This is a genomic window from Crateriforma spongiae, assembly GCF_012290005.1.
Classification (GTDB): domain Bacteria; phylum Planctomycetota; class Planctomycetia; order Pirellulales; family Pirellulaceae; genus Crateriforma; species Crateriforma spongiae.
Genome location: NZ_JAAXMS010000008.1, coordinates 18,525 through 31,342, shown reverse-complemented (window position 1 = coordinate 31,342; position 12,818 = coordinate 18,525). Strand labels below are relative to the sequence as shown.

The 12,818-nt window shown below is 58.5% G+C and carries 7 protein-coding genes; 5 read left to right on the top strand and 2 right to left on the bottom strand.

The window, feature by feature from the left end; all coding sequences use genetic code 11:
- Positions 1 to 359 precede the first annotated feature (359 nt).
- The gene (locus HFP54_RS19945; RefSeq protein WP_315853943.1) at positions 360 to 1,535 is read right to left on the bottom strand and encodes a DUF1559 family PulG-like putative transporter; all 1,176 of its coding nucleotides are present in this window, start codon (positions 1,533 to 1,535) and stop codon (positions 360 to 362) included.
- Positions 1,536 to 1,924: 389 nt separating this feature from the next.
- On the opposite strand from HFP54_RS19945, the gene HFP54_RS19940 reads away from it, so the two are divergent.
- The 3 genes from HFP54_RS19940 to HFP54_RS19930 all read left to right on the top strand — a co-directional run bounded on the left by HFP54_RS19940 (position 1,925) and on the right by HFP54_RS19930 (position 4,943).
- Positions 1,925 to 3,220 (top strand): phenylacetate--CoA ligase family protein, encoded by a 1,296-nt coding sequence (locus HFP54_RS19940; protein ID WP_168566526.1) that lies wholly within the window; start codon positions 1,925 to 1,927, stop codon positions 3,218 to 3,220.
- A gap of 163 nt (positions 3,221 to 3,383) precedes the next feature.
- Positions 3,384 to 3,764: a DUF971 domain-containing protein gene (locus HFP54_RS19935; RefSeq protein WP_168566525.1), complete on the top strand. Its 381-nt coding sequence runs from the start codon at positions 3,384 to 3,386 to the stop codon at positions 3,762 to 3,764.
- A 147-nt stretch (positions 3,765 to 3,911) separates the two neighbouring features.
- Entirely contained in the window at positions 3,912 to 4,943 is a 1,032-nt protein-coding gene (locus HFP54_RS19930; RefSeq protein ID WP_146416291.1) for a calcium/sodium antiporter, read from the top strand.
- Here HFP54_RS19930 and HFP54_RS19925 read toward each other — a convergent pair.
- Positions 4,940 to 6,436, bottom strand: a complete 1,497-nt coding sequence (locus HFP54_RS19925) for a sulfatase (protein ID WP_168566524.1) — start codon at positions 6,434 to 6,436, stop codon at positions 4,940 to 4,942. The two genes, HFP54_RS19930 and HFP54_RS19925, sit on opposite strands and share 4 nt — an antisense overlap.
- Positions 6,437 to 6,821: 385 nt before the next feature.
- Between HFP54_RS19925 and carB the strand changes: the two genes are divergently transcribed.
- Both carB and HFP54_RS19915 read left to right on the top strand, forming a co-directional pair.
- Positions 6,822 to 10,073, top strand: a complete 3,252-nt coding sequence (carB, locus tag HFP54_RS19920) for a carbamoyl-phosphate synthase large subunit (RefSeq protein WP_146416289.1) — start codon at positions 6,822 to 6,824, stop codon at positions 10,071 to 10,073.
- Positions 10,074 to 11,334: 1,261 nt separating this feature from the next.
- Entirely contained in the window at positions 11,335 to 12,774 is a 1,440-nt protein-coding gene (locus HFP54_RS19915) for a sigma-54-dependent transcriptional regulator (protein ID WP_146416288.1), read from the top strand.
- The last annotated feature ends 44 nt before the right edge of the window (positions 12,775 to 12,818 follow it).

Below are 12,818 nucleotides of genomic sequence, written 5' to 3'. Positions count from 1 at the left end.
TTCTCTTGGTAGTTTCTCTGGACTTGGACACACGTCCGGGCCCAGAATGGGGTGTCACAGGGAGGAATGCGGCGTGGAACACTGGTTTCGTCCGGTCCGTCGGTAGCGGGCCTGGCGAACGTTCTGCGTCGCGTCCTCTTTTGTTATTTGGATGTATGAAAAATCGTTCGTGTCATGTTCAGCGGCACATCGAAGCGGAACGTCGCCTCCACGGCCAAGGTTTGGGTCAGGGTTCGATGCAGGTGAGGGCTCCTTGTCAAAGGTGATGGGGGGAGAGTTGTTCGGTCGTCAAGGCGAGCAAGCCTGGGGTGGCTTCTTCTGGATCCGCGGTGGGCATGTTTTGGTCGCCGGTCGGCGGGTTAGTTCTGTTCGCCTTTGCTGGTCAACGTGTAGTAACTGGCAAGCGTCAGGTCCGTGGTTTCTTCCTCGGCACTGGTCCACATCCCGGTGACCGCGGGAAAGCCGTTGTTGATGAAGCCGTCGCCGTTCTTGTCGGTGATGCCGTGGACCGAACCGTCGGCCATCAACACATTCACCACGCCGCTGTGAATGGGGGCCATGCCCCGGTAATCTTGGCGAGTTTCGTAGTTCCAGCTTCGCAGCCATCCGCTAGCACCCGTCCGCGTCGTACCGGCTGGAAAACTTGGGATCTGAAGCACACCCGACTTCGACGGGGCCGACGGTGTTTCCACGTGATGAACGGGCATCCCAACCATCGGCACGGTGAACGGTGTCCCTGACAACAGTTCGCCCGCGGATGAGGTCATGATGCCGCCGTAGGATGCATCTGCCAAAAGAGGAACCGTGCTGATGGCCGCACGACCGCTGTCCAGCAAACGTGTGGTTAACGGTCCTCGGGTCACATGGCGTCCACGAGGATCTGCATCGCAGCCGGCCGCATCCAATTGGGGATTGCCATCGGCATCCAACCGAAACTCGCTGCGGGTCAGGAACCAAGACGCGGCAAAGTTCGTGTTGTAGCCTTCTTCCAACATTTGAACGCGAACCAGTTCGCTGCGTTCATCCGACCCGGGTGCGAAGCCGCCTTCGGCGATGCGTCGGGCGATGTTTTTGACTTCGACGCCCATTTCGTCGACGTAACCGGGGTTGCCCAGTCGGTCGTTGCAATTATCCGTTACGAATGCTGTCAGCGGAGAATCCAGGATCTGGTGGATCGCTTTGGATGTCTGGGCACCGTTGCTGGGACAACGTAACTCCGACGCCAGGAAGCCTCGTTTGACCATGTCGGCGACCCAGCCGATTTCCGTCGGCACACCGTCACGTTCGAAATCAAAACTGCCGCTGCACAAAGCCCCGCTGGGATCCGCCGCCGCGCGGCTGGCCATGCCGATGCCGAATTGCTTCAAGTTGTTTTGGCACTGGGTGCCACGTGCCGCTTCGCGAGCGCGAGAGATCGCTGGCAACAATAACGCCGCCAAGATGCCGATGATGGAGATCACCACCAGCATTTCGATCAGCGTAAAACCGGTTCGCCCAAAACGACGTTGCGGTCGTTGGGCCTTACAATCTGTCACGTTCAATCGGGAACCGCCTGCGGAAGAATACATACGTCCGGTCATTCGGGCCGTAATTCAAACGCAGCCCCGTTGACGTGCAACGGGCAATTGCCGATCTCACAAGTTCTTAACGCAATCTTTAGCGTGCCCTCGTATTGACAGCAGGCTCAAAGTGAAGGTGTGCTTTGATGGATGAAGGTGCACTTGTGGAACCCTCCAGCCCCTTTGGAAGGCGGTAACGGGGGATGGCTTCACTTTGGGCCGTCGCAGAAGTTGCCGTGTTGACTGTGGCGACCGAAAGTTTCCCGCTGGCGGCCAGTTTGTGGCCGTTTGTTCATTGATGGCGGCGCCGCAAATCTTCATCTTTCAAAACTCCCTCGAACCACCTGATCCAGGCGAACTTTGACATGTCCGTGCCCAGCTTTGACGATCCGAACCGCTATCCGACGTCGGTGCGTCTGAAGCAGCTTCAGCTGCAGAAGCTGAACCGGACGTTGGCCGCGTTGGTCGATCGCCCGTTTTATCGCCAGCGCCTGACGTCGCTGACATCGGCTGGACTGAAATTGCCGCTCTCGGATCTCAGCCAGCTGGAACAGTTGCCACTGTTGCGAAAAGAAGAACTGGTTCCCGAACAGCCGGGGCAGCCGGCGAAGATTTTCGATCTGCCGTCAATGCACGACTACGTTCGCATCCACCAAACCAGCGGCAGTCGCGGGTGGCCGATGCCGGTGTTTGATACTGCCGAGGACTGGGATTGGTGGATCGATTGTTGGCAGTATGTATTGGACGCCGCGGGCGTGACGGAGCGTGATGTCGCGATGATGGCGTTTTCGTTTGGGCCGTTCATCGGATTCTGGACGGCCAATGATGCGCTGATTCGACGTGGTGCATTGGTGGTGCCCGGCGGCGGTCTATCCAGCGAAGCCCGGCTAAAGATGATTCTGCAACATCGGTGTACGGTCGTTTGTTGTACCCCCACTTATGCCCTGCACCTTGCCGGGGTGGCCGACGGCGACGGCGTCGATCTGGCGGCGTCCGATGTTCGGACGGTGATCGTCGCCGGTGAACCGGGTGGCAGTTTGCCCGCGGTCCGCCAGCGAATCGAATCCGCGTTCGGAGCCACCGTGGTCGATCATGCCGGTGCCAGCGAAGTCGGCGCCTGGGGGTGCGGCGATGCCAACGGGGCCGGCATGCATGTGATCGAAACGGAGTTCATTGCGGAACGCTTGGTGATCAATGATGACGATTCGTGGCGAAAGGCCGATGACGGCGAAACCGCGGAATTGGTTCTGACCAATCTGGGACGCCTAGGCGGACCCGTTTTGCGGTATCGCACGGGGGACTTGGTACGGGGCATACAAAACCACGACCAAGCTTGCCCGTTTTTGTGGCTCGACGGCGGCGTGCTGGGGCGAGCCGACGACATGCTGATTGTTCGTGGTGTCAATATTTTTCCCAGCAGTATCGACACCATCGTTCGAGAGATTGAACCCGCCGGTGAATACCGCGTGACGGTGACGCGGAGAGAATCAATGGATCAACTAAAGGTTGAGATCGAAACATCGACCGAGCGCATGGACCAAATCCGTACCGCCTGTCGCGACCGATTGGCGATGCGGGTGGACTTGGTGGCGGCGGTGCCGGGCAGCCTGCCACGATTCGAAGCAAAGGCCAAACGTTGGGTGGATCGACGCACGGACTAGGCGATGATCGCGTGGACGTGCCAAACCCGGCGCACCGATACCGTCGTTGTGATGTTGTGCATTGCACTGACGGTGCTGGGCCGCTTTACGAGAAGAGCCCGCTTTACAGCAAGATCGAACTTTCGCGAAACGAGAGTCCCATGACCACGACGAGACCCCTGTGATGACGTCTGAACCACAACGAAACAGTGAAAGCAGCAACGCCACGCCGACGGAGATTCGTCGTGACGGGGAAGCTGCGATTTGCATCGTCTGGTCTGACCAGCAGACGACCCGTTGGACGGCCAAGGAACTGCGTGACCGGTGCCCCTGCGCAACATGTCGAGAAAAGCAGCGGGCAAGCGATTTGGATTCGTCGTCCGCTACTGGGCCGATCGCCCTGCCCGTACTGAGTGCCGCGGAGGCGCGGCCGTTGACCATTGTGGCGATGCAACCGGTCGGGACCTACGCCTACAACATCGCATTCAGTGATGGTCACAACAGCGGGATCTATACGTTTGATCGGCTGCGGCGGGACAATCTCGATGATGCCCAGACCCCTTGAGCGATTATCTGTGCGATCATCCGGTGGTTTAGTGGGGCTTGGGGCGATGTTGATCCGGCCAGGGACGTGCCGATACAACAGTCGCGACCGACGCCACGTTCGACTTCGGTTTTCATTGATCTGACCTGCGACATCGAGCCGACAAGCATGTTCCTGACGATTCTTGCACTGCTTGCCGGTGGCGTTTTATTGGTCCTGGGCGGGGAACTGGTCGTTCGTGGTGCGTCGCAGTTGGCGTTCGCCGCGCGTCTTTCACCGCTTTTTGTCGGATTAACGGTCGTGTCTTTTGGGACCAGTGCGCCGGAGCTGGCCGTTTCGGTGCTGACCGCTCTGCAAGGTCAGGCCGATATCACGGTCGGCAATGTCATCGGCAGCAACCTGTTCAACCTGTTGATGATCGTCGGGCTGTCGGCCGCATTCGTTCCGCTGGAAGTACGCAGCCAAGTCGTGAAATTCGATTTGCCTGTGATGATCGCCGCGGCCGTATTGATGTACCTGCTCAGCGACAACTTGAACCTGTCACGCATCGATGGGTGCGTGTTTCTGATTTTTCTGTTCGTTTATTTCACCGTTTCCTTTCGACTGGGCCGACGCCAGTTCGAATCGGATGCGGCTCGGGACACGTCACAGACCGATTCCGACGATTCCGATGCCGCCGCCCCGGTGGATGATCCGTCGTCGCCCCTGGTTTGGCGGGTGATCAAGAACCTGTTCATCTTGGCGGTCGGCATCACACTTTTGGTCGTCGGTTGCCGCCTGTTTGTTGATGCCAGCGTCGCGATCGCTCAGCGGTTCGGAATGTCGGAAGCATTGATCGGTTTGACGATTGTTTCGGTCGGTACGTCGCTGCCAGAATTGGTTACCAGTGTCATGGCCAGTTTGAAAGGCCAACGCAGCATCGCCATTGGCAACGCGGTGGGCAGCACGACGTTGAACATCCTGGCCGTGTTGGGCGTGACCGCCGTGGTCGCACCGGCTGGAATTCCGGTCGCCGAAAAGCTATTCGCCAGCGACCTGCCGATGATGATCGGCAGCTGTGTTTTGATTTGGCCTTTATTCGCGACGTCCAAACGCGTGTCGCGGTTGGAAGGCCTGTTTTTGTTGCTGGTCTATGCGGCCTACATGGCGTACTTGATTTATCAGCAAGTCAGCCAGAATGCCGTGGCGGTTCCCGCCTAGCGGTTGCGTTTGTTTTTCGCGGCTTTTCGCTGCACGTCGGCCATCGCCTTTGCTTCGGCCTCGGCGTCAAACTTTGGATTTGCCGTCGAAGGCACCGGTGCATCGGTTCGTTCGCGCCAGCGGATCATGGCTTGGTGCAATTGGGCAGCCTTGTCGGGCATCGAATCCGCCAAGTTCTTGGTTTCCCCGATATCGTCCTTCAAGTTGTAAAGTTCCAAGTCTCCGGATTCAAAGTACTCGTGCAGTTTCCAATCGCCCTGGCGGATGATCCCGCACGGTCGAGTTCGAAACAGCGGGTCACGTTGTTCGTCGACGTTGGAATAGCCTTGAAGGTAAGCCGGGAAATGCCAGAACAACGCTCGACTGGCCAACGTTTGACTTGGCTCGGTCAGCATCGGCCACAAACTGACACCATCCAACGATTGGTCATCCGATCGTTCCAGTCCGGCAATGTCCAGAATCGTGGGGTACCAATCCAGTTGGGAAACCGGTGTGTCGATGCGTCGTCCGGCCGTCACCTGTCCCGGCCAGCGGACGAACATGGGCACACGGATTCCGCCTTCGTAATACGTGCCTTTGTATCCTTTCAGCGGATGCATGTCGGTGGCCGGACCATATCCGCCGTTGTCCGACGAAAACAAGACAACCGTGTTTTGGTCCAAATCGAGCTCGTTGATCGTGCGCATGATTCGACCGATCCCTTGATCAACCGCTTCGATCATCGTCGCCATGGCAACATGTTGGTGCAATTCACCCGCTGGCTTCGATTCATACTTGGCAACCAGTTCACGTTTGGCAATCAGCGGAGTGTGAACGGCAAAGTGCGTCAGGTACAGCATCCACGTCTGATCGGCCGAGCGACGGATGAACTTGACCGCTTCGTCGCTCAATCGATCCGTCAGGTACTCGTCCTCCGGTGCATCGTCTAGTCCGGGGGCGTTCGGGTGCGGCGGATAGTATCCCTTTGGCGGGCTGCCCGAGTGGGAACCGCCGACGTTGATGTCGAATCCATATTGGGTCGGATCATCGCTCAGGTGCCACTTGCCCATCAATGCGGTTTTGTAGCCTGCCGCATGCAGACGCTGTGGCCATGTCGTGATGGACGGGCGCAACGTGTCGGTGCCCGGGACGTGCAGCAATCGTCGGTGCTGGGCTTTACCACGCGGGCCGGTTCCCACGTTGAAGATTTCGTGACGTGGCGTGTACTGGCCCGACATCAAGCAGGCGCGAGACGGTGCACAGTTGGCCGCACCCGCGTACGCGTCGGTGAAGACGGTGCCCTGTTCGGCCAGCCGGTCCAAGTTCGGGGTTTCGAAAAAATCGCTGCCCATGAATCCACAGTCTCGCCAACCGAAATCGTCCAGATAGATCACCAAGATGTTGGGTCGGTCGGACGGCCGCTGGGCCGCCCCGGCTTGGCCCACGCAAAGGCAGCTCAAAGCGGCCAGCGTCGCGACGGAGATTCGGAGAAACGTGGCGGGAATCTGGATCATGGCAGGAATCTCGGGGTGGAACGGGGGGCAGCTTTGCCCGGCGGGCCCGCTGGGCAACGTTGATCGATATCGTCGCGATGGATCTGCGTCGGAGGCAATCGCCGGTGTTTGCGGTCGGTTATCGGCCGATTTGATGGCTGTTCGTTCAATCGGGGCGAGCCGGACGATTCGATCCCAAGCGGTCAATTCGGCCAAAGCAGCGCAATCGGGGGCGAACCGGTGGGATGCCCCGGACAAGAGACGGCTAACGGAGCGAAACGGCCCGTCGACGGCCAGTTCGCGGTCCGCACCCTACGCAATGGATAGGGTAGCGTGATATCCTGCCCGGAATTTTGCATACCGCTGGTCTTCACGACCAATCTCTCGCTTTGATTTTAGGTGTTCTGTGCCACGTCGCGACGACATCAAGAAAATTCTGTTGATCGGTAGCGGGCCCATTGTCATTGGACAGGCTTGCGAATTCGATTATTCCGGGACCCAGGCCTGTAAAGCCCTACGCGAAGAGGGTTACGAGGTGGTTCTGGTCAACAGTAACCCCGCGACCATCATGACCGACCCCGCCACCGCGGATTCGACCTATATCGAACCGTTGACTTGGCAGGTTTTGGAAAAGGTCATCGCCAAGGAACGTCCCGACGCTCTACTGCCCACACTGGGCGGTCAGACCGGTTTGAACGTGGCGATGGATCTGGAAGCCAACGGTGTGCTGGAAAAGTACGGCGTGGAAATGATCGGCGCTCGGGCCGACGTGATCGACAAGGCCGAGGCGCGGGACAAGTTCAAGGCCGCGATGGAAAAGATCGGCTTGGACGTCTGCAAAGGTTTCACCGTGCACACCTTGGAAGAGGCCCGTGCGGCGATGGAACAAGTCGGGCTTCCCGCAGTCGTCCGGCCCAGCTTCACGATGGGCGGCAGCGGTTCGGCAATTGCCTACAACAAAGACGATTTTGACGCTCTGGTCCGCAACGGTTTGGACCAGTCGCCGGTGACGGAGGTCTTGATCGAAGAGTCCATCATCGGTTGGAAGGAATACGAGATGGAAGTCGTCCGAGACATGGACGACAACGTGGTCATCATCTGCAGTATCGAAAACTTTGACCCGATGGGCGTCCACACCGGTGATTCGATCACCGTCGCCCCGGCCCAAACACTGACCGACAAAGAATACCAACGGATGCGCGACGCCAGCTTGGCGGTGATGCGTGAAATCGGCGTCGAAACGGGCGGCAGTAACGTCCAGTTCGCGATCAATCCGAAAACCGGCCGGATGATCGTCATTGAAATGAACCCGCGGGTCAGCCGGTCCAGTGCCCTGGCCAGTAAAGCGACGGGGTTTCCGATCGCAAAGATTGCCGCCAAGCTTGCCGTGGGTTATCGCTTGTGGGAAATCCCCAACGACATCACCCAGAAAACGAAAGCATGTTTCGAACCGACGATCGACTATGTGGTGACGAAGATCCCGCGTTTCGCGTTCGAAAAATTTCCCGACGCCGATGCCACGCTGACCACGCAAATGAAAAGCGTCGGCGAAACGATGGCGATCGGTCGGACGTTCAAAGAATCACTTCAAAAAGCGCTGCGTGGTCTGGAGATCGGCGCCTTCGGTCTTGGCTGCGACGGACGCGACCTCTGGGGAACCGAAGACCAACCGAGCAACGATGAAATTCGAGCCAAGTTGACCGTCCCCGGCGCCGAACGAATTTTCCACATTCGTTATGCGCTGAAGTCCGGTATGACGATCGATGAGATCTACAAACTGACTCATATCGATCGCTGGTTCTTGGACCACATTGCCCAAATCGTTGAACGCGAAGAATGGCTGGGCACGGTTGGATCGTTGGAATCGTTGACCGCGGATCAAATGCGTGACGCCAAACGCGACGGTTTCTCCGATCGCCAGCTGGCCAAGCTGACCGGTACGAACGAAGTCAAGGTCCGCGCACGCCGCCTGGAACTGGGTGTCCGGCCGGTCTTCAAGAGTGTCGATACGTGTGCGGCGGAATTCGAAGCCTACACGCCGTACTATTACAGCACCTATGAAACCGAAACCGAATTGCCCGGCAAATCGGACAAGAAACGGATCGTGATCTTGGGCGGTGGTCCCAACCGGATCGGCCAAGGAATCGAGTTCGATTACTGTTGTTGCCACGCCAGCTTCGCCGTCAAAGACATCGGCTATGAAGCGATCATGGTCAACAGCAATCCGGAAACGGTCAGTACCGACTACGACACGTCGGACATCCTGTTCTTTGAACCGCTGACCATCGAAGACGTGTTGAACATCTGCGACGCGACCGAGCCGGACGGAGTGATCGCACAGTTCGGCGGTCAAACACCGTTGAACCTGGCCCGCGGGCTGCAAACCGCCGGCGTTCCGATCATCGGAACCAGCGTCGATACGATCGAGGCGGCCGAGGATCGCGAACTGTTCCAACAACTGATCGAAGAATTGGGCTTGCGCCAGCCGCCCTCGGGCATCGCACGAAACATGTCCGAAGCCAAACGCGAAGCCAAACGCATCGGCTATCCGGCCCTGGTGCGTCCCAGCTTTGTTCTGGGCGGTCGGGCGATGGAAATCTGTTATGACCAGTCACAGTTCGAACGATATGTGGCCGAGGCCTTCATCGTCGCCGACGGACAACCCGTGCTGATCGACTCGTTCCTGGAAGACGCCATCGAAGTCGATGTCGACGCGGTCGGCGATGGCACCGATTGTGTGATCATGGGAATCATGGAACACATCGAAGAAGCCGGTGTGCACAGTGGCGATTCGGCGTGCTGTATCCCGCCGTTCAGTTTGACCGAACAAACGATCGCGGAAATTCGTGACGCCACCGTGCGGTTAGCCAAGCGGATGAACGTCGTCGGGCTGATGAACATTCAATACGCGGTCAAAACCGAAGACGGCCAACCGGTCTTGTATATCTTGGAAGTCAATCCGCGGGCCAGCCGCACCGTGCCTTTCGTTGCCAAAGCCACGGGGGTTCCCGTCGCCGGCATTGCGACCAAAGTCATGAACGGAATCAGCTTGAAGGAACAAGGCATTCTGGACCAACCGGTGCCCAAGCATGTGTCGATCAAAGAAAGTGTGTTTCCGTTCCGCAAGTTTGCCGGTGTGGACATTGTCCTGGGACCTGAAATGCGGTCGACCGGCGAAGTCATGGGGATCAGCGACCAGTTTTCCATTGCGTTTGCCAAAAGCCAAATCGCCGCCGGCAATGTGTTGCCCGAATCGGGCAAAGTCTTCCTCAGCCTGAACGCCCGGCACAAACACGCCGTGGTCGACTTGGGACGGCGGCTTGGTGAACTCGGGTTTGAAATTTTGGCGACCGAAGGCACCGCCCAGCGGCTGGATGAAGCCGGGGTGCAGTGCACGCGTGTCCGGAAACTGGCCGAAGGGCATCCGAACCTGATCGACTTCCTGAAGAACGACGACGTCCAGCTGATCGTCAACACGCCCAGCGGCAAAGGAGCGCGAACCGACGAAGGTCGAATTCGTGCCGCGGCGGTTCAGTACGGGGTGCCCTGCATCACGACGTTGTCCGCAGCCGAAGCGGCGATCAACGCGATGCAAGCCATGCGGGAAAACCCGATCCAGGTCGAATCGCTGCAGAAACGCTACGCCGGCGCATCCTAGGACATCGCGAACCTCAGAATCGGTTCGTCTTGGCAGGTGCGGGCAACGCCCGTTCGCGGCAACGGAGCGACAGGTTTTCAACAGGCGACATGCGGTATCGCGACTCGGCACGGCGTCGTGCGGACATTTTATGAAGCCATTCTTTCGAAAACCGCTTCGCGGAACGGTCGCGAAATTTTGTACCGACCGGTGTGTCTGAGGCTTCGTGTTCGGGGCAATCGCGGGGGCAAATTCACGGCTGCAGCGTCCGAGATGCCCGGTCAGCTGCGTCGGGATTCGGCCGTTTTTCGGCTCCTTGGATGCCATTAAGGCGTGTGCAAATGCGCGCCGCGAACCGTCACAGCGGACCGCGGTGGATCCGGCATTCGATGTGCGCTGGGGCACGGCGACCTGCGGGGTGCGACAATTTAGCGTCGCATCCACTGCGGTAGTGTTCGGATGCGAAGGAATCGCGTGAGCGAAAAAGTTCGCGGACTGCCCCGTTGCCCTTGGTTGACGCAGTCCGTGCGATCCATAAACTTTGCCCAGCTTGCCAGCTAGGCGGGCATTCCACTACTTCATTTGTGTAGAGAGTGAATCAGATGATTCGAACGATTATGGCCTTGACCCTGTTGGTCGCCGCTAGCATCGTCGCAGCCCCGCAAGCCGACGCTGGTTTGTTCGGACGGTTCTGCAAGAAAGACGCTTGCTGCCCCGAGCCGGTTTGCTGCGAGCCTGCTCCTGTTTGTGCTCCCGAGCCGGTTTGCGCTCCTGAGCCCGTTTGCTGCCCCGAGCCGGCACCGGTTTGTGCTCCTGAGCCAGTTTGCGCTCCCGAGCCGGTTTGCTGCCCCGAGCCCGCACCGGTTTGTGCTCCTGAGCCCGTTTGCTGCGAACCCGCCCCGGTTTGCGCTCCCGAGCCCGTCTGCTGCGAACCTGCTCCGACCTGCTGCCCGGCTCCCAAGAAGCACTGCGGACTGTTCGCGAAGCTGAAGGCAAAGTTTGCCGCTCGCAAATCGTGCTGCCCCGATCCTTGCTGCTACTAATCGGCACAGGATTGGCTTTGGCGCCAATAGCGAAATAAACGGGCCGGCGGTTTGAATCGCGGTCCGTTTTTTTATGCGCCCACAGGTCGGAAAATCGCTGATCGGGACGCCCCGGACCTGATCCGATGGTCGGCTGGCGCTGGGGCGTCACGATGGTTCTAAGCCGTCACAGATTGTCGTAAGCTGATCGGTTCGATCCACCCGATTTTTCTTACCCGCTCGATTTGCTTGACGACGACATGTCAAAGAAGACGGACGCCTCCGACGCCGAATCTGATCAGCCATCGATCGACCCGTCCAATTTACGTTTGTTGGTCGTCGACAACGAAGCGGCGCACGCTCGTGCGATGACGGACAGTTTGGAAAAGGTCGGGTACCAGTGCGATGTCGCCACCAGTGGTCCGGAAGCGGCCAAGCGGATTGAAAGCGATGTGTACGACATCATCGTGACCGACATGGTGATGAACGATGTCGACGGGATGCAGATCCTTTCGCTCGCGCGGCAAAAACTGCCCGACAGCGAAGTCATCATGGTCACCGGCCATGCCACCGTGCCCGTCGCCGTCGAAGCGATGCAAATCGGTGCGTTCAATTTCTTAGAGAAACCGATCACGCCCAACCGGTTGCGTGCGATCGTGGCCAAGGCGGCCGAACAGGTCGGGCTGAAACGTCAAAACACCGAACTGCGGCAGCGTTTGGACGAACGTTTCGGCTTCGAAGGCATCATCTATACCAGCAAGAAGATGCAGACGGTCATCGATCGTCTGCGACGCATTGCGGCCACCGATGCCACCGTGTTGATCACCGGCGAAAGCGGGACCGGCAAGGAGATGATCGCCCAGGCGATTCATCAAAACAGCCCCCGCCGGAACAAACGGATCGTCGCCATCAACACACGTGCGGTCAGCGAACAGTTGGTCGAAAGCGAGTTGTTCGGCCACGTCAAAGGTTCCTTCACCGATGCGGTGTCCGATCGCGAAGGCGCTTTCCAGTACGCCAACGGCGGCACACTGTTTCTGGACGAAGTCGGCGATATGCCGATGAGCACGCAGATCAAACTGCTGCGGGTGTTGGAAGAAAGTCAGATCACCCGCGTCGGTGACAATAAACCGATCAAAGTCAACGTGCGTCTGGTCAGTGCTACCAACCGGCCGCTGGAGGAAATGGTCGAAGCCGGAACGTTCCGCAACGACTTGTATTTCCGGCTGAAGGTCGTGACCGTGGAACTGCCCCCGCTTCGCGACCGACGCGACGACGTGATTCCGTTGATGGATCACTTCCGCAAGTATTTCTTGCGACGCCACGACAAATCCACCGCACACTTCACTCCCGCGGTGACCAAACGTTTCTTTGCGTACGACTGGCCCGGGAACGTACGCCAATTGCGCAATTTCGTCGAAACCATGGTGGTCCTGGATACCGATCAGTCATTGGATGTTGACGACTTGCCGCCGGAATTGATGGGCGAAGGCCAGGATGATTCCGGCGAAATCGTCGTCGCCTCCGGCGGTCCAAGTGACTTGATCGGCCAACCGCTCAGCCAGATCGAACGGTGGGCGATCGAGGAGACGTTGAAGCTGACCGGCGACAACCGCGAAGAAGCCGCCAAGATTTTGGGTATCGGTGCACGAACCCTGTACCGTCGATTGGACCAATACAAGAACGACGAAGAAGCCTGACGCCAGGCCGTTGATGTCGGCGATCGGGGGATGTCAGGGGATGG